We start from the raw sequence: 16,849 nt of genomic DNA, 5'->3' as shown, positions 1-16,849 counted from the left end.
AACTCCAGATGTTTATTGGCCATATGGCGCAGCGCCAGTTTTGCGCTGCACTGTCACCTAAGTTGCAACAGCTGATTGATGAAGTATTACAGCGTGTAGCGACGCCGCTACCAACGGGTAAGCACGAGTTGCAGGGCGATTCTGCATTTTTCCTCGTGATGGATGATCATACCCAACCGTTAACTCTGCGCCGTAGCGAGTGCCATGCCCGTTATTTGGATGTGCAGATTTTACTGCAAGGGCGTGAGCGTTTTGGTTACAGTCTAGCGCCGTTCAATGGGCTAGATGATGATCAACTCGCAACGCGAGATCTGGCTTTCAGTGAGCAATTAGCGGAAGAACGTTTTGTCGATTTGGCTGCGGGTGAATTCATTGTGTTTTACCCCGGTCAACCTCATCGTCCTTTGATTGCAGTAGAAGGTGAGGGTGAGCCTGTACGTAAAGTCGTTATCAAGGTCGATAAATCGCTATTTGAATAAATATTGTCGCGACAAAAAAGCATCGATAAAAAACGCCCATTTAGAATGGGCGTTTTGCTTTTTTATGACATCACAGCCAGTGACGCGGTCAACATCACTTGATAAAGCGTTCTGGGAAGTCGGAAAAAATCGCATCGACTTTGTCGAGATAACGGAATTTATCCACTTGATTAAGCGTGTAACACCAAATTTGGTAGCCGCCATTCTTCAAATCACGGATGTGTTTTTCCGTGATCCAGCGATAGTTGAGGTTGCAGCTAAACGCGTTCACTTCCTTGAGTACTTGGCGATCACGCTGAGTTAAACGCTCACTCAAAATCCCCAGTTTGTAGCCCGGGCAGTGTTGGTGCAGTTGCAAAATAATGTCGTGGCTAAAGCTCGACAGTAAGATTTTGTCGGCCACCAGTGGGCTTTGATCTAGCTGTTCTTTTAAGTTCTGTACGACACTCGCCACATCGTGCTTATCGACTTTAACTTCGATATTCAGCCCTAAATCGTGCTCTGCCGCGAGTTCCAACAACTCTTCCAGAGTCATGATCGGCTCGCCCGTAAAACGGGGATCAAACCAAGCACCGAAATCAAACTGTTTTAGCTCGGCGAGTGTGTACTCATCAATGCGACCTTTGCCATTACTGCAACGGTCAATCGTATGGTCGTGGCACACAACCAATACATTGTCTTTGGTCGGTTGTACATCTACTTCAACCCAAGATAGGCCAAGGTTGATGGCAGCTTGCACACTGACACGGGTATTTTCTGGATACGTTCCGGCCACCCCACGGTGACCGACGATGATTGAAGGCATCATGCTTCCTTAGTGAGAATCACACTCAAATCACGATTCAATAAGTTCGACGTGGTGCAAAAGAGACAACTGCTGAAAGGCGGGCGTGATCTGGTCAACAAAGAGCCTATGCATTTCAGACAGTTCACCACTGACCACGGGAGCATAACGCTCTAATTTGCTTTTGTCTGCAACTAACCAACACTGTTCGCTATGTTCTATGATCGCGCGGGTTAAATTGGCTTCTTCTGGCGTAAAATCAAGCAATTGACCACGAGGATTGAGCCCGCCAACACCAAAAATCCCGACCTTGATATTAAAGCTGCGGTAAAAGCGGGTTGTCGCTTCGCCAACGGTATCTTCATCGGAATGGCGAACCAGTCCGCCAGCGAGGTGCAAATTGATGTTCGGGTTGCGGCTTAAGGTCAGTGCGGCATTGATATTATTGGTCACGACCGTCAAACCGGGATGATCGAGCAGCGCTTGCGCCACCTGTTTCGGGGTCGTGCCGATACCGAGAAAAATACTGCATCCTTCCGGCAGAGCTTGCGCCACTTTCTGCGCAATTCGCTGCTTCGCAGTAAGGTTGATCAAATCCCGATTACTGAAAGAAAGATTGTCATTCGGGCTAGGGAGTGAAATACCGCCATGTACGCGGCGCACCATGCCTTTGTCGCTCAAATCATTCATGTCTTTGCGAATGGTTTGTACCGAGACATCAAAACGTTCAGAAAGCAGGGCGCTCGAAAGCACCCCGTGAGTTTGTTGCAAGTATTCCAAGATCTGTTTTTGGCGAGTAGAGAGTAGATTCACAAACATCCTTACTGTTGACGGGTTTTACTGTTACGAGTACCTGCGACTTTGCTGCTCAGTGTGCAAGAGCGTGGTTGATGGATAAGGCGTTTGCCTTGTTGATCAAAAAGATGCAGTTGCTCAAGCACAACCCAGATCGACAATGTTTGATGGACATCGAGTGGAATTTCAGCAGTGACCGCGATGAAATCTTGCTCGCTTTCTAAACCGATAATTTTGCCATGCACCAGTTGATTAGGGCCAAGCGGCTCCACGACCTGAATATCTAACTCCAGCTCAATCGAATTTTCTAAAGGCTGCAATGATGCGTGTTCAGGGCGAATGCCTAACGTGATGTTTTCGGAACTTATGGTGTCAAACTGTGGCAAGTCACAGTACTTGCCAGCGATGTGCAATCGACCTTGTTTGATGCAAGCAGGAAGGAAATTCATGGCAGGGCTGCCGATAAAGCTCGCGACAAAGGTACTGGCTGGCTGATGGTAAACTTCGGCGGGTGTGCCGACTTGTTCAATTTCTCCTTGTTTGACCACCACAATGCGGTCAGCCAGTGTCATCGCTTCCACCTGATCATGGGTTACGTACACGCTGGTCACGCCAAGTTCACGCTGTAGTTTTTTGATTTCTAAGCGCATGTGCGCGCGCAAAGCCGCATCCAAGTTCGAGAGCGGTTCATCAAACAAAAACAGCTGTGGATCGCGCACAATCGCACGTCCCATCGCTACGCGCTGGCGTTGTCCGCCGGAAAGTTTGGCTGGTTTTCGGTCTAAGTATTCTTCAATCTTGAGAGTTTTCGCGACCTTAGCAATTTTTGCCGCGATGGTTTGTTTATCCACGCCACGGTTTTTAAGGCCGTAGGCGAGGTTGTCGTACACACTCATGTGTGGGTACAAGGCATAGTTTTGAAACACCATGGCAATGTCGCGATTGGCGGGTTTTTCGTTATCGACGCGGCGTCCCGCGAGATGAATTTCGCCGGAAGTAATGCTCTCTAGGCCCGCGATAGAGCGCAGAATAGAGGATTTGCCGCAGCCCGATGGGCCGACCAACACGATAAATTCTCCTTGATGAATCGACAGATCCACGCCTTTCACCGCTTGATGGCCGTTATCGTAGGTTTTGACCAGTTGTTTGATGTCTAACATAACAGGCTCCGCGTGTTTGACGCTGCGTAGCAGATGAATATTGGAGTTCTGATTACTTTTCACTTTCGACTAATCCTTTTACAAACCAACGTTGGAAAATCACCACCACCAAAACGGGGGGCAGCATGGCGAGGATCACCATGGCAAACGCGTAGTCATAACGCGGTAGGCTGGTTTCATTGATGTTATTGAGAATCTGTTTTATGCCCATCACTATGGTGTTGTACTGCTCATCCGTGGTCATCATGATCGGCCACAGGTATTGGTTCCAACCCACTACAAACATGATGATGAAAATCGCGGCCATCATGGTTTTCGAGAGGGGAAACAAGATATCGATAAAAAAGCGCACCGGTCCTGCGTTATCCAGTTGAGCCGCTTCCAACAGTTCATCCGGAATCGTTTTGAAAAACTGACGAAAGAAAAAGGTCGCGGTGGCGGAAGCAATCAGCGGCAGCACTAAGCCGGTGTAGCTGTTGAGCATGCCTAGATTGGATACCACTTCGTACGAGGGAATGATCCGCACTTCGAGCGGCAGCAGTAAGGTAATGAAAATCAGCCAAAACCACGCGCTGGCATAAGGCAAGCGGAAATAGACCAAGGCATAGGCCGCCATCATCGAAATCACGATTTTGCCAATCGCAAAACCCAAGCCCATGATCATCGAATTCATAATCATGCTTTGTGCAGTGACATTACCCGCAAAGCCAAGGCTTTTATTCCACGCTTCGCTATAAACTGCGCTGAGGTTATCGCCCAAGGTCCATTGCAAACCTTCAGAAACAATATCGTTAGGTTGATGAGTAGAACTGGCGAAAATCAGCCACAGCGGCACCAGCATAAACAGTGCGCCAATAATCAGGATCACATGATCCGAGAGTCGATTACTTTTCATCATGACTCCTTAGTAATGAACGCGTTTTTCAACAAAACGGAACTGCAACCACGTCAGCGCCAGCACCAATACTAGAAGCACGACCGATTGCGCCGAACTGCCGCCAAGGTCAGCACCGACAAAACCATCGCGATACACTTTGTATACCAGCGAGGTGGTACTGCCACCGGGGCCGCCGTTGGTCATGGTGTCTATCACCCCGAAGGTGTCGAAAAAGGCGTAAGTGAGGTTGATCACCAGCAGGAAAAATCCAGTCGGTGCGAGCAGCGGAAAGGTGATGCTCCAAAAGCGTTTGCTGTCGCTTTGGCAATCGAGCAGTGCCGCTTCGCGAACGGCGTAGGAAATCGACTGCAAACCGGCCAGAAAATAGAGGAAGTTGACTGAAACTTGCTTCCAGACCGAAACCAGAATGAGAGCAATCGACGCATCGAACGGATCGGTTTGAAAACTAAACTGCCATCCAATACGCTGAAACAGATCAGTCAGTACACCAATGTGCGGATTAAACAGAAAGCCGCCGATAATGCCCGCTACGGCAGGGGCCACGGCATACACCCACGTCAAAGTCACGCGATACGCACTTTGCCCATGAATGATGTTGTCCGCTTTCACCGCTAAAAGCAGCGCCAGTGCCAGCGAAAGAAAAGAAACAACCACTGAAAACAACAGTGTAAAACCTAAGGAGTTGAGATATTCCGCCGAGCTAAACAGCTCTTGATAGTTTTCAAACCAGACAAACGTGGAGGAAAGCCCCCAAGGATCTTCCAACATAAAAGAGAGATAAATCGCTTGAGCGGCGGGATAAATAAAGAACACCGCGATGATCACTATCTGCGGTGCAAGCAGCAAATAGGGCAGCGGAGTGTGAGCGAAATGTTGTCGACGTTGCACAGATAAACTCAAAATTGACGTAAGAGAAGATAAGCCGCCATCTTTCGAATGGCGGCCATTGAGGCTATTGCACAGTACGTGCGAAGCGATCCAGCAGCTTGGCGCTTTCGTTTTCCACTTTGTTCAAGCTGCTCTCTACTGTTGAGCGGCCTGCAAAAATGTTATCGAATTCGCGGTGCATCACTTCACGTACTTGTGGGTAGTAACCGAGGCGATAGCCTTTGGTCCACTCGCCATCCGGCAGGCTAAGCTGTTTCACGCCCACTTCTGCATCCGGGTTTTCTTGGTAGTAGCCTGATTGCTTAGTGAGCTCGTATGCCGCATTCGTCACCGGCACGTAACCAGTGGTTTTGTGCCAGTACATTTGCGTTTCAGGCTTAGTTAAATAAGCGAAGAATGCCGCTACACCTTTGTCTTGCGCTTTACTATGGCCTTGCAGAGCAAACAGGGCAGCACCACCAATAAAAGTGTGAGTCGGATTCTTGGTGACCGATTCCCAATAAGGTAGGTAAGTCGTGCCAAGATTGAATTTCACGCGGTTACGCAGACCGCCGAATGAGCCAGAAGATCCCATCCACATCGCCACTTCACCACGCTCGAATGGAGTTTGGTTGGCATCCCAATCGCTGCCGTAATATTTGTAATAGCCTTTATCCGACCACTCTTTGAGCTTTTTCACATGCATCAGCATGTCGTCAGAGTTAAACATGATCTTGGTCGAGAGTGCTTGATAGCCATTTTGCTTATCAGAAAGCGGTAGGTTGTGGCGAGATTTGAAGTTTTCAAACATGATCCATGGCGTTAACGATTGGGCAAATCCGGCTTGGCCTTTTTCAGCTAACTTAGCGGCCACTTGTTCTAGCTGTTCATAAGTTTGTGGGGCTTTCGCGTTGACGGATGCCAGCATATCTTTGTTGTAATACAGCACAGGTGTTGAGCTGTTGAATGGCATGCCGACCATTTTGCCTTTGTTATCCGCATAAAAGTTACGCACACCGGCAATGTAATCTTGTGAAGTAAAAGGGTAGCCAGATTCAATCATCAGATCTTGCACCGGTTTCGCCACACCTTTTCCGCTCATAATGGTGGCTGCACCGGCATCAAACACTTGCAGAATGTTAGGTGCTTGGCCTGCACGAAACGCAGCAATGCCTGCGGTAAGCGTTTCGGTATACGAACCTTTGTAAACCGGAGTGAGCTTATAATCGCTTTGTGAAGCATTAAACTCATTGGCGAGGTAATTGACGGTTTCACCCAATTGACCACCCATAGCATGCCACCATGTGATTTCTGTTGCCGCGAGGGTTGAAGTTGAAAATACGCCAGAAACCGTTGCGGTTAACAAGCCAGATAACCATACCTTATTCATTGATTCATTCCTTGTAAGTTTCGAACGAGACTGTTGGTGTTTCGTTGGAAGGTATAGTGGCGAGTAAAAGTTACAGTGCGGTGGCTAGTTAATGACAGAAAAATGAAAGATCTATCAAGGATTTGTGTCAAAGTGCAACGCGATGCATTTGTTTGAGCGCTTCATGATGAATACGAATTACCATTTTTGTACACGAACAGGGATTTATGTCGCCAAAGAGCAGAAACGATGAATGAATCTGGTTGATAATGAGAGTGTTTCTCAATAGAATCCACCTCATTCCGAAAAAGGCAAATCACACTCTATGAAAAGATGTCTCTCACTCCTTTGCGTATCGGCATTGTTGCCAGCGCATGCTACTTCGCTCGATCAAGCGCAAGCGATTCAAAACAGCACCAACCAAGCTTCTGCACAAAGCCAACAGAGAATTGATCGCAGTGCAGAAAAGACTCTGGTACTGCGCGCGGAAATTGAGCAACTGAATGAAGAAGTCAAAAACCTTCAGATCTATCGTAATCATTTACAGTCTCTGGTCGCGAACCAAGAGCAAGAGATGAGCAGTCTTGAGCAGCAAACGGAAGAGATCAAACGTACTCGTCAAGGGATTGTGCCACTGATGTACGACATGATTGAAGGACTTGAGGAGTGGGTAGCGCAGGATAAACCGATCCGCCTCGCAGCCCGTCAAGAACGCATTGCCAAGCTAAAAGTACTAATGCCACGCGCTGATGTCAGTGATGCTGAAAAATATCGCCGTATTCTTGAGGCGTACCAAATCGAACTGGATTACGGTAACAAGCTGGGTACTTACCAAGCGCAAATTGCCTTGTCTTCCACACAGCAAGTAGAAGCTGAAGTGCTCTATTTAGGTCGTTTAGTGCTGCTGGCTCGTAGTCTTGATGGTGAACAATTCTGGAATTGGGATGCGAAACAGCAATCATGGCAAGCACTTTCGGATGCGAACAAAAGTGATCTCAGTGCTGCTTACCAACTGGCACAACAGCAAATTGCGCCGACACTCTTGAACTTGCCTGTTTCGTTGACCGCTGCGGAGGCCAAATAATGAAGTTTAAACATTCCGCTTTGGCGTTGGCATTAACCCTTCCGCTAGCACTTAGTTTCAGCTCTGCTTACGCGGAAGATGGTTTAGTACAAAAAGCCAATCAAGATAAAGCGCAGCAACAGCAGCATAACCAGCAGCGTGAATCCGGTTTTGTGCAAACCGAACAAGAGCTTCAAGCTGCGAAAGCCGCTTTGCTCGCTGAACGCAATCGCCTGCAAAAAGAGGCAGATCAGCTCTCTACTCAGTTCAGTGATAACGAAAATACGCTTGTGCGCCTTGAAGAAACGTTGCGACTGGAAACGGGCAGCTTAGGTGAGATGTTTGGTGTGGTACGTCAAAACGCGAAAGAGTTGCAAAGCGAACTGGATCAATCGGTCACTGGCGTTGAGCTTCGTGCTTATCAAAGTAGCATTGATGAAGTCGTTGCGGCGAAAACCCTGCCTTCGATGACCCAACTGCGTGGCTTGTGGCAAGCTATGAGTGAAGAAATTCAAGCCAGTGGCCAAGTTAAACCAACGCAAATTGCTTGGCTAAACGGGCAGGGTGAAACGCAAACAGAACCGGCGTTGCGTTTAGGCTCATTCGGATTGGTCACTGAAAAAGGTTATGTGAAGTGGGATAACTCACGTCAACAAGCGGTGAGTTATCAACAACTGCCGTCAGATTTCCCAACCTTAAGTCGAATTCAATCACTCACATCAGGTGACGTTGTCACCATGAAGGTGGACCCCTCACGCGGTTTATTGTTGGAACAGCTGGCTTTAACCCCTTCACTCAGCCAGCGCCTACAAGCCGGTGGCGTGATTGGTAACGTGATTCTCGTGTTACTGGGTGTGGGGCTGATTATCGCTCTGTACCGTGGCGCAGTATTGGCTACCCTGCGTCAGAAGATTAAAGCACAACTCAAAAATCCTGAGCAGCCGGGTGATAACCCACTGGGACGCATTTTGGCGGTTTACAACAAAGAGCAGCAACGCAGTGTGGAAGCGCTTGAACTGCGCTTGTTGGAAGCGGTGGTGGATGAACAAAATCATCTTGAGACGGGTCTGTCGATGCTGAAATTGCTGGCCGCGCTGGCTCCTATGCTTGGATTGCTCGGCACAGTGACCGGGATGATTGAAACCTTCCAAGTGATCACTCAGTTTGGTAACGGCGACCCGAAAGTCATGGCGGGCGGCATTTCGATGGCCTTGGTGACAACCGTGGAAGGTTTGATTGCGGCGATTCCGCTCTTACTGGCGCACAATATTCTCAGCGCACAAGCCGAAGCGATTCGCAATATTCTGGAGAAACAAGGGATTGGACTGGTTGCTCAACAAGCAGAGCTTGACTGCTCCGCTCAATCAGTTCAACCATTTGTTAAACAAACCGCGTAAGGGCGAATGATGAATTCAGCATTCTCTTTCCTACTGGATTACTGGCAGCCGCTTGAGCAGTTTATGGCTCAAGGTGGGGCGGTACTTTGGTGGTTAGCGGCTGTCGTATTGCTGTGCTGGTTACTGGTGATTGAGCGGGTATTATTCCTAACGCTGGCGTTTCCAAAACAGCGTCAGCATTGGATTACCTTGTGGTTACAACGTAGCGATCAACAGAGTTGGTTTGCCCGTTCCATTCGCGAGCAATGGCTAGGCGAAGCGCACATTGCATTAAACCAGAATCTTAATCTGATTAAGGTTCTGGTGGCCATTTGTCCTATGCTCGGACTACTTGGTACGGTAACAGGGATGATTTCGGTGTTCGATGTGATGGCGACTCAAGGCAGTAGCGATCCTAAATTGATGGCCTCGGGCATTTCACTCGCCACCTTACCCACCATGGCAGGCATGGTAGCCGCATTAGCCGGACTCTTTGTTCACGCACGTTTAAGCAAAACCTGCCGTGGACTTGAAATGAAATTAGAACAAGCGTTAAGGAGCCAATCATGAGGCTAGGGCGCAGACCTTCCAAGCAAGATGAAGCGCAGATCGATCTCACGTCGATGCTGGATATCGTCTTTATCATGTTAATTTTCTTTATTGTGACCAGCTCGTTTGTGCGCGAATCGGGTGTGGAGGTCAATCGACCCACTGCAGCGCATGCGGTGAGCCAAAAGCAAGCCGGGATTTTTGTTGCGATTACTGCGGCCAACGATATCTACATTGATAAACGTCAGGTCGATGTCGAACGAGTGCAAGCAACGTTAGAACATCTATTGTTGGATCAACCGGATGCCTCACTGGTGATTCAAGCCGATGAACATGCGTTTAATGGTACCGTAGTAAAAGTGATGGATGCAGCAAAAGGTGCGGGAGTGAAAAGTATTGCGCTCGCGGCGGAGAAACCCTAATGGGTCGCTTGATCTTAGCTAGCCCAATTGCTCTCGCCGTTACGTTGGCACTGTTTAGCCTGATGGCTTGGATGGTGGATAACGGCGGGAGAAGCATTCCTAAGCCAACTGCGGCACTGAGTTTTACTATGGTGATGGCAGAGCAAGAACAAGATGTGCAGCGTAGGCAGCGGAGCATCCCTGAGCAACCACAAGTTCCGCAGGTGCCAACTCAAGCGCCGGCGAGATCTGAGCAAACTGCCGCGATGGATGCGTCATCACTCAATCCGCTAGTGGATTTAAACCTCAGCACCGCGATTGAAGGCGTGGCAGTGAATGCCCCACAATTTGGTGAATTTTCGGTGAATCAGCAAGTGATGCCTTTGCATCGAGTCGAGCCTAACTACCCTGCGAAAGCCTTGCAACGTGGGGTCGAAGGTTACGTGACTTTGCGTTTTAACATTGATGAACTGGGCAAAACTCGCGACATTGAAGTGGTGGATTCAAACCCTAAACGTTATTTTGAACGTGAAGCGATGCTGGCTTTGCGTAATTGGAAATACCAACCGAAAATTGTTGATGGTAAAGCAGTGGTTCAAACCGGGCTGACGGTTCGACTGGAGTTTAAGCTACAAAAATGAAACGACGAATCTTAAGTTATCTTCTTCTGTCCTGTTTATCCGTTGCAAGTCATGCCGCAGAGCTAAGCCCGTTTACGGCCAGTAAAGTCGTCAAGGCGAACCAGCTGGCACAAGAAAACAAGGTTAAAGAGGCGATTCAGGTTCTTAAGCAAACAGAACTGAGCAGAAGCTATGACCGTGCTTACGTTGCCCGTATGCTTGGTGTGTTCTACTGGCAGAATGAGCAAGTCCCTGCGGCGATTTCATCACTTAAATTGGCGGTAGAAAGTAATGAGCTGCAAGATGAGCAAGCTTGGTCAACTCGGAAAATGTTGGCTGATCTACAGACCAGCCAACAAGAGTATCGTCCGGCGCTGAAGCATTACTATGTGCTGTCAGAATCTATTCCAGCAAATCAAAAAGGCGATGAGCTTTGGCTGAGAATTTCTCAACTGCATTTTCAGTTGCAAGAGTGGAAATCTGTCCTGAAAGGGATTAAGCAGTACGCCCAGTTCCAATCGCAAGATGCCGTTTTGCCTCTTTCCCTACAATTGGGAGCAGAGCTCAATTTGGAGCTGTGGAAACCTGCGATCACCACTTTGAAACGTTTGTTGGTACTGGAGCCGCAAAATAGTGCTTGGTGGCGTCAACTGGTGAGCCTAGAGCTGCGTGTTGGGTTGAAGAAAGATGCACTCAGCACTTTAGCCCTCGCCAAAATGCAAAAGGTCGAACTCAATCAGCAAGATTTACGATTGCTGGCTCAGCTCTACGCGCAAAATGGGGTACCAGAGCGTGCAGCTCGAGTGATGGAAACCTTGGAAGAGGCGGAAAGCAATCTACAACTCATTACCGAACGAGCCATTTATTGGCAACGCGCTAAAGAGTGGGATCATGCCATTAAAACCTGGCGTTTAGCTTCCACGAAAGACGCGAAATATCACTGGTATGTAGCGCAGCTCTTATTGCAAGAAGGGGACTATGAGCAAGCTTTAGCTGAACTTGATCAAGTCAAAGAGCGTGATAGACAAGCGCAAGTCGCGTTAGCGAAAACTCGAGCACTCTACAAACTGAATCAATTAGAGGCAGCCTTACTACAGGCGAAGAGAGCGGAAAGCATTCAAGCTTCTGAAAGTGCCAAGCAATGGATTAAATACTTGTCCCAATTACGACAAACACAATCGATACAGGACTCTTAACTATTTCACTATGACTTGAACATTGTTCTGTAATTTGGTGTTTACTCTATAAGTAGATTTGATGAACTGTTTCGCATCGTCAAAACTTCACACTTTCACTGAGCCGCATCCCTAATGAAAATGTTTCAGCATTCTCATTAGGGACTTGACCATGCTGATTCGCTTAACTTTGACTGCTGTTGCAATACTCTCCTCGCAGCACACTATGGCTAATGACGGACCATTAGCTTTCATCCCCATTACCTTTGCTAACGACTATCAACATGGCATCAATATTTACGATTATTGGAAAAGTGAAAAGCTGGATGGCATTCGAGCTATTTGGACTGGAAAACAGCTCGTTACACGCAATGGCAATCCTATTTCAGCTCCCGCTTGGTTTATAGAGTCACTTCCGTCATATCCTCTTGAGGGCGAGTTATGGGCAGGACATGGAAATTTTTCGCTGGTACAACAGACCGTATTGGATAGTCAACCTTCGGAACAGGCATGGCGGAGAATCCAGTACATGCTATTTGATATGCCAGAAGCCGCAGGCGATTACAGCAAGCGTTACTACAACCTTGTGTATTTAGTCGGAAACCTGAATAAAAAACATATCAAATACATCGAGCACACGCCCATCAAGTCGGAGCAAGAATTGCTTAGCTACCTTGACAACATCAGTGGGAAATCGGGTGAGGGCGTGATGTTGCGCAAGATTGATGCTCGTTATCAAGCTGGACGTAGCAACGATCTCCTCAAACTAAAAAAATACCAAGATGCGGAAGCGACTGTGATTGGTTATCGCCTTGGCTCAGGCAAATACAAAGGGAAGATGGGTTCGATTTTAGTTCGCACGTCTGATGGGGTTGAGTTTTATATTGGCAGTGGTTTTAACGATGAGGAAAGGGAAAACCCACCTAAAATAGGTAGCTTGATTACTTATCGTTTCAATGGTCTAACAACAGAAGGTAAACCGCGATTTGCTCGCTATGTTCGAGAAAGAGTCAATTACTAATTTGCGCTCACAGTAATGTGGCAACGCTTGAAAAGTGGTTACCAATAACAAGAACAGTAAGCGTTTTAGGCACATTCATATCCATATCCCGTAGTAAAAAGGCCAGCATATCGCTGGCCTTCATTTTCATCGGTGACTATTTGGCCGCAAGGTGCAACTGTTTGTCATCACTCTGTTTTTGAATCCAATGCAGACGTTGGCCTAGCATCAAAGCTGCTGCAGAAAGCCCGATGATAAAGCCAAGCCAGAAGCCTTTCGCACCTAATGGCTGTTCTGTCAGCCAACTTGTCATACCTAAAATATAACCCGTTGGCAAACCTAAAACCCAGTAAGAGATAAAAGTGCGGTGGAAGATTGCTGTCATGTCCTTATAGCCACGCAATGACCCTGCCGCGACGACTTGTACTGCATCCATACATTGATAGATGGCTGCCAACAACAATAATTGCATTGCTAGAGCAACCACAACTTGGTTCTCTGTGTAGAGTAGTGCAATTTGTTCACGAAACAGCACAGTCAGCAAAGCTGTGATGCAAGCAGTTGCCAAGCCCGTCATCAAGCCAACATTGGCGGCAATGGCTGCGCCTTTGGTATCTTGCTCCCCCAGTTTGTGTCCTACACGAATGGATACAGCTGCCCCAATACTCATTGGAAACATAAACACAAGTGAAGAGAAGTTTAGGGCAACTTGGTGGGCGGCGACTACTGTTGAGCCTAAAGGTGCCACCATCAGTGCCACTACTGCAAATAGGGTCACTTCAAAGAACAGTGCTGCAGCAACGGGAAAGCCCAAACGGAACAAACGAATCAATTCTTTAGGCTGTGGTTTATGGAAAGTGGCAAACACTTTCACATGCGCTAAACGTTTAGAAGTCGTAATGTAAAAAAACAGCAAGAATAGCATGATCCAGTACACGATCGCGGTTGCTACACCACAACCCACACCACCTAGCGTGGGTGCGCCAAATTTGCCATACACAAAGATCCAGTTCAGTGGAATGTTAAGCAACAAACCAATAAAACCAATCACCATTGCAGGTTTAGTCAGTGACATACCATCGGTGAAACTGCGAAGTGCTTGAAACAGCAAATAGGCAGGTACGGCAAACATTACAGCGTGCATATAGCCAATGGTTTTGATCGCCATATCGGCTTCCACATTCATAAACTGAATGATGAACTGGGTTTGAAATAGTACCGCAACGATGGGAATTGAGACCAAAAGCGCAAGCACTAACCCTTGATGCACTTCGAATGGAATTTTATGTTGACGGCCAGCACCATTGAGCTGCGCAACGACAGGTACGAGTGCCATCAATAGACCCACACCAAACAGAATGGAAGGTAGCCAGATACTCGCTGCAATTGATACCGCAGCCATATCAATGGCACTCACACCGCCGGCCATAATGGTATCGACAAAGCCCATACCTGTTTGCGCGACTGAGGCAATCAGCACTGGAGTCGCTAATTTAATTAAATTTGATGCTTCTTTTTTGTAACGATGCACGAAGTTCTCCAAAGAGGAAGGAAAGCAAAGGAATTTTAGCTGCGGCGAGCTGGGGATACTCAACACATGGCAATGGAGGGAATGATAATGAAATGTCGCAATAAGCTCCATGAAAAACTGATGTAAATCACAGATTGTTTAATGATGACTGAGCTTACCAATCAGTGTATGCCAATACCTGTTGCCATACTGAATGGAAAAGAGCGCCTTAGTTGGCGCCCTTATGCTCTTTTTATCTTCTATTCGATAAAAAGTGGCTGATCAGAAAATTTGTTCATCGTCAGCATCAACAGAGAGTTCAATGGTGTCGTGTAACTCATCAACCATCATATTGAGATGTATAGCATGGCAGCACGCAGGGCAATCATCATAAAACTCCTGACTCCCGTTCGAAGCATCCAAAGTCAAACGAATACCGTGACCACAATGTGGGCAGTTAACTGACTTTTCCGTGAAGTTTCTCATATCTCTATTCCTTACGTCCTTTGAGATACAGTAATACTAAGCAGGGAAGTTTCTTAAAGAGAATAATTAAGTCTAAATTTTGAAGATAGACAAAAAAATCAATGGTTGGCATTCAGACTGCGAATGCCAGCTCGGGAAAGCAATTGCCACAACTGATGGTTTAGTAAGATAAGATTTTATCTAACAACTTCTGCGCTTCGTCTAAGTAATGTCCACCAAACTGATTGTAATGATTGAGTACATGATAGAGGTTGTAGATATCTTTACGTTCTTCATAGCCCCAATCCAGTGGCCAAACACTCTCATAACCTTGGAAAAACTCAGGCTGGAAACCACCAAACCATTCTGCAAGTGCAATATCACACTCTCGATCACCCCAATAACAAGCAGGATCAAAACACAAAGGCCCTTGAACTGAATTGGCAACATTACCAAACCAGAGATCGCCATGCAGAAGTGAGGGGCGAGGAGAGTGGTTGGATAGTCGAGTTTTTATCAGCTCCACAAACTCATCAATATCAATTAAATGAATGCCTTTCTCTTGCAGCAATTGCAACTGCCAACCGATGCGTTGTTCAGCAAAGAACAATGCCCACTTTTTGTGCCAAGGGTTCGGTTGAACGGTAGCGCCGATGTAGTTATCGAAATCGAAGCCATACTCTTTTTGATCCCCCCAGCGATGTAAACTGGCGAGCTGAACACCAAAATCGAAACTTTTCTCAGCGTCATCCAGTGGCTTGATGGCGAGGTAGTTAAGCACTAGGTAAGCATGAGTTTTGCTTGTACCGTGCACAATATAATCAGGAACTAGCACGGTATTGGAATCTCTCATTACACGTAAATTTTCCACTTCAGCTTCAAATTTACTTAAGAATTCACGCTGGTTGGTTTTCACAAAGTAACGATCAACACCGTCGCTGACCATAAAGCATTCATTAATGTCACCTCCATGCACTTTTTCCTTTTCAACTAGGTGAAAATCCTTGCCCATTTGTACGGACAATTGCTGAATAATTGCTGGCCACATAATTCAAGCCCTCGGCTTTTGGTAAGGGATACATGCTAGTGTATGTCAAGCTTGCCAATATGAAAGTTTATGAACGCACATAAATCCTATTTGATTAAAAATTGCAGAAACAGATGCAGTCAAGTGTGATTTAACTCATAAAATCATTAAGTTCACTTTCGTACTATCTTGAACAAGTTGAGTGATGAAAGCGTAAAAATATTTTTTTGATATTGAGTTAAACCGAGCCTCAATTTGTGGGTTTTAGCTCATAATTACTCAGGAATGAGCGATTTCATTGGACTTGTGATGGAAAGTGCAGCAACTGGCACCTGCCATCTGTGAAAATGGCTATTCATGTCTTAGTATTAAATAAGATAGTAACTAACTGGCGAACAGTAGCAGTAAAGCGGAGAACGAATGTGGTTGTAGAAACCGATGGATATCTGGCCCTGATTGAACATCTCTCTTTCAATATGGATGTTTTCACTCAGGAAGGGGATACGGGAAGCGAAAGTGTTGAAGATGTCATCACGGATATGGTGGCAAGCAACATTATGGCTATTTTTGAACAAAACCCAGAGCTTCATTCCAGTGTCCGCTTCCAATTACTCAAAGAAGCAGACTCCGTAGTTGAAGATCTGGGTGAAGTGCTTGCTGGTGTTTGGCATCGCCCAGCAACTAATGAGCAAATCGTGTTTTTGGACGAATATATCGCACTAGTGAAAAACTTGTTCGATTCAGCCGTCGCTCATTACGACTAATGCTTGTGCATTAATTGGACATCAAAGGCGGATTCTCAATCCGCCTGAAATGCCAGAATTTTGAAGCCCAATAAGGATTGTCGATACGTGAAATGATCACGCCCTTTGATGTTGAAGCGTGCATGAACTGCTTATCTCCCAAATAAACGCCAACGTGGATGTTGGTACGGGATGTCTTGAAGAAAACCAAATCCCCATATTGCGCTTGCTCATAGGTAATTTTCTGACCTGTTTGCGCTTGAGATTGTGTTGTACGTGGCAAATCGAGTTGCCACGCATCTCGGTAAGCAATTTGTACAAAAGCGGAACAATCAATCCCATTTTTACTTACACCACCCAAGCGGTACGGTACACCACTCCATTCGGTAAAAACATTTGAAAAACTCGGAGTAGAAGTATTACTGAAATCAGGAGTTACCGATGATGAGTCCGGTTCTGAAGGGGGCGTTGAAGTACATCCCACAAGCAGTAACAGAAAAAAAACAGAACAGGTTTGTTTCGCCGTCAACATGAATCACCTTATTGACAAAAAAATGGAATAAACAAC

General features: G+C 46.7%; 19 protein-coding genes. 9 read left to right on the top strand and 10 right to left on the bottom strand.

Annotation, left to right across the window (positions count from 1 at the left end; genetic code table 11):
- Window positions 1–8: 8 nt before the first annotated feature.
- Window positions 9–479 (top strand): YhcH/YjgK/YiaL family protein, encoded by a 471-nt coding sequence (locus tag VOA_RS13415; protein ID WP_000469799.1) that lies wholly within the window; start codon window positions 9–11, stop codon window positions 477–479.
- A gap of 94 nt (window positions 480–573) precedes the next feature.
- Here the strand turns inward: VOA_RS13415 and VOA_RS13420 are convergent, their stop codons facing one another.
- The 6 genes from VOA_RS13420 to VOA_RS13445 form a co-directional block, all read right to left on the bottom strand.
- A complete protein-coding gene (locus VOA_RS13420; RefSeq protein WP_001139215.1) occupies window positions 574–1,284 on the bottom strand; it encodes a glycerophosphoryl diester phosphodiesterase in 711 nt (236 codons plus the stop codon).
- Between the two features lie 30 nt (window positions 1,285–1,314).
- Window positions 1,315–2,076 (bottom strand): DeoR/GlpR family DNA-binding transcription regulator, encoded by a 762-nt coding sequence (locus VOA_RS13425; protein ID WP_001050928.1) that lies wholly within the window; start codon window positions 2,074–2,076, stop codon window positions 1,315–1,317.
- Between the two features lie 8 nt (window positions 2,077–2,084).
- Window positions 2,085–3,281, bottom strand: a complete 1,197-nt coding sequence (locus VOA_RS13430; RefSeq protein ID WP_000841471.1) for a sn-glycerol-3-phosphate import ATP-binding protein UgpC — start codon at window positions 3,279–3,281, stop codon at window positions 2,085–2,087.
- Entirely contained in the window at window positions 3,271–4,113 is an 843-nt protein-coding gene (gene ugpE, locus VOA_RS13435) for a sn-glycerol-3-phosphate ABC transporter permease UgpE (RefSeq protein WP_000841549.1), read from the bottom strand. The genes VOA_RS13430 and ugpE overlap by 11 nt, the downstream gene beginning before the upstream one ends.
- A 9-nt stretch (window positions 4,114–4,122) precedes the next feature.
- Window positions 4,123–5,004, bottom strand: coding sequence for an ABC transporter permease subunit (locus tag VOA_RS13440; RefSeq protein WP_001189743.1), 882 nt, complete (start codon window positions 5,002–5,004; stop codon window positions 4,123–4,125).
- A gap of 64 nt (window positions 5,005–5,068) precedes the next feature.
- Window positions 5,069–6,373 carry an extracellular solute-binding protein gene (locus VOA_RS13445; RefSeq protein WP_001045550.1) on the bottom strand — a complete coding sequence of 435 codons (1,305 nt, stop codon included), beginning with the start codon at window positions 6,371–6,373 and terminating at the stop codon, window positions 5,069–5,071.
- Window positions 6,374–6,677: 304 nt separating this feature from the next.
- Between VOA_RS13445 and VOA_RS13450 the strand changes: the two genes are divergently transcribed.
- The 7 genes from VOA_RS13450 to VOA_RS13480 all read left to right on the top strand — a co-directional run bounded on the left by VOA_RS13450 (window position 6,678) and on the right by VOA_RS13480 (window position 12,557).
- Window positions 6,678–7,436: a DUF3450 domain-containing protein gene (locus tag VOA_RS13450; protein WP_009355792.1), complete on the top strand. Its 759-nt coding sequence runs from the start codon at window positions 6,678–6,680 to the stop codon at window positions 7,434–7,436.
- On the top strand, window positions 7,436–8,812 hold the full coding sequence (locus VOA_RS13455; protein WP_000669331.1) for a MotA/TolQ/ExbB proton channel family protein: 1,377 nt from the start codon (window positions 7,436–7,438) through the stop codon (window positions 8,810–8,812). Before VOA_RS13450 ends, VOA_RS13455 begins: the two co-directional genes overlap by 1 nt.
- A 9-nt stretch (window positions 8,813–8,821) precedes the next feature.
- Window positions 8,822–9,361, top strand: coding sequence for a MotA/TolQ/ExbB proton channel family protein (locus tag VOA_RS13460; protein ID WP_001083291.1), 540 nt, complete (start codon window positions 8,822–8,824; stop codon window positions 9,359–9,361).
- Entirely contained in the window at window positions 9,358–9,762 is a 405-nt protein-coding gene (locus tag VOA_RS13465) for an ExbD/TolR family protein (protein ID WP_001236422.1), read from the top strand. The genes VOA_RS13460 and VOA_RS13465 overlap by 4 nt, the downstream gene beginning before the upstream one ends.
- Complete coding sequence (locus VOA_RS13470) at window positions 9,762–10,382, top strand: energy transducer TonB (protein ID WP_000533086.1); 621 nt, start codon at window positions 9,762–9,764, stop codon at window positions 10,380–10,382. The genes VOA_RS13465 and VOA_RS13470 overlap by 1 nt, the downstream gene beginning before the upstream one ends.
- Window positions 10,379–11,557, top strand: coding sequence for a tetratricopeptide repeat protein (locus tag VOA_RS13475; protein WP_000829058.1), 1,179 nt, complete (start codon window positions 10,379–10,381; stop codon window positions 11,555–11,557). The genes VOA_RS13470 and VOA_RS13475 overlap by 4 nt, the downstream gene beginning before the upstream one ends.
- 151 nt (window positions 11,558–11,708) lie before the next feature.
- Window positions 11,709–12,557, top strand: a complete 849-nt coding sequence (locus VOA_RS13480) for a DNA ligase (RefSeq protein ID WP_000908488.1) — start codon at window positions 11,709–11,711, stop codon at window positions 12,555–12,557.
- Window positions 12,558–12,693: 136 nt separating this feature from the next.
- Here VOA_RS13480 and vcmA read toward each other — a convergent pair whose 3' ends face one another.
- From vcmA to VOA_RS13495, 3 genes are all read right to left on the bottom strand, one after another.
- Window positions 12,694–14,067, bottom strand: coding sequence for a sodium-coupled multidrug efflux MATE transporter VcmA (vcmA, locus tag VOA_RS13485; RefSeq protein WP_000555137.1), 1,374 nt, complete (start codon window positions 14,065–14,067; stop codon window positions 12,694–12,696).
- 261 nt (window positions 14,068–14,328) lie between these two features.
- Window positions 14,329–14,532 carry a CPXCG motif-containing cysteine-rich protein gene (locus VOA_RS13490; protein WP_001243590.1) on the bottom strand — a complete coding sequence of 68 codons (204 nt, stop codon included), beginning with the start codon at window positions 14,530–14,532 and terminating at the stop codon, window positions 14,329–14,331.
- A gap of 160 nt (window positions 14,533–14,692) precedes the next feature.
- Complete coding sequence (locus tag VOA_RS13495) at window positions 14,693–15,559, bottom strand: fructosamine kinase family protein (RefSeq protein WP_000267468.1); 867 nt, start codon at window positions 15,557–15,559, stop codon at window positions 14,693–14,695.
- 401 nt (window positions 15,560–15,960) lie between these two features.
- Here VOA_RS13495 and VOA_RS13500 point away from each other — a divergent pair, with 401 nt between their 5' ends.
- The gene (locus VOA_RS13500) at window positions 15,961–16,302 is read left to right on the top strand and encodes a DUF3802 family protein (RefSeq protein ID WP_000259892.1); all 342 of its coding nucleotides are present in this window, start codon (window positions 15,961–15,963) and stop codon (window positions 16,300–16,302) included.
- Between the two features lie 10 nt (window positions 16,303–16,312).
- On the opposite strand, the gene VOA_RS0117400 is transcribed toward VOA_RS13500, so the two are convergent.
- Window positions 16,313–16,813, bottom strand: a complete 501-nt coding sequence (locus tag VOA_RS0117400) for a C40 family peptidase (protein WP_000954385.1) — start codon at window positions 16,811–16,813, stop codon at window positions 16,313–16,315.
- Between the last annotated feature and the right edge of the window lie 36 nt (window positions 16,814–16,849).

The sequence above is a fragment of the Vibrio sp. RC586 genome (assembly GCF_000176715.1).
Classification (GTDB): Bacteria; Pseudomonadota; Gammaproteobacteria; order Enterobacterales; family Vibrionaceae; genus Vibrio.
This window is presented reverse-complemented; position numbering and strand designations above follow the sequence as displayed.

Excerpts from the sequence above, each read along its gene's own strand:
- ugpE (WP_000841549.1), bottom strand. The coding sequence starts at position 4,113 with ATGAAAAGTAATCGACTCTCGGATCATGTGATCCTGATTATTGGCGCA.
- VOA_RS13450 (WP_009355792.1), top strand. The coding sequence starts at position 6,678 with ATGAAAAGATGTCTCTCACTCCTTTGCGTATCGGCATTGTTGCCAGCG.
- VOA_RS13460 (WP_001083291.1), top strand. The coding sequence starts at position 8,822 with ATGAATTCAGCATTCTCTTTCCTACTGGATTACTGGCAGCCGCTTGAG.
- VOA_RS13480 (WP_000908488.1), top strand. The coding sequence starts at position 11,709 with ATGCTGATTCGCTTAACTTTGACTGCTGTTGCAATACTCTCCTCGCAG.
- VOA_RS13475 (WP_000829058.1), top strand. The coding sequence starts at position 10,379 with ATGAAACGACGAATCTTAAGTTATCTTCTTCTGTCCTGTTTATCCGTT.
- VOA_RS13470 (WP_000533086.1), top strand. The coding sequence starts at position 9,762 with ATGGGTCGCTTGATCTTAGCTAGCCCAATTGCTCTCGCCGTTACGTTG.
- VOA_RS13420 (WP_001139215.1), bottom strand. The coding sequence starts at position 1,284 with ATGCCTTCAATCATCGTCGGTCACCGTGGGGTGGCCGGAACGTATCCA.
- VOA_RS0117400 (WP_000954385.1), bottom strand. The coding sequence starts at position 16,813 with ATGTTGACGGCGAAACAAACCTGTTCTGTTTTTTTTCTGTTACTGCTT.
- VOA_RS13465 (WP_001236422.1), top strand. The coding sequence starts at position 9,358 with ATGAGGCTAGGGCGCAGACCTTCCAAGCAAGATGAAGCGCAGATCGAT.
- VOA_RS13445 (WP_001045550.1), bottom strand. The coding sequence starts at position 6,373 with ATGAATAAGGTATGGTTATCTGGCTTGTTAACCGCAACGGTTTCTGGC.
- VOA_RS13455 (WP_000669331.1), top strand. The coding sequence starts at position 7,436 with ATGAAGTTTAAACATTCCGCTTTGGCGTTGGCATTAACCCTTCCGCTA.
- VOA_RS13415 (WP_000469799.1), top strand. The coding sequence starts at position 9 with ATGTTTATTGGCCATATGGCGCAGCGCCAGTTTTGCGCTGCACTGTCA.
- VOA_RS13490 (WP_001243590.1), bottom strand. The coding sequence starts at position 14,532 with ATGAGAAACTTCACGGAAAAGTCAGTTAACTGCCCACATTGTGGTCAC.
- VOA_RS13495 (WP_000267468.1), bottom strand. The coding sequence starts at position 15,559 with ATGTGGCCAGCAATTATTCAGCAATTGTCCGTACAAATGGGCAAGGAT.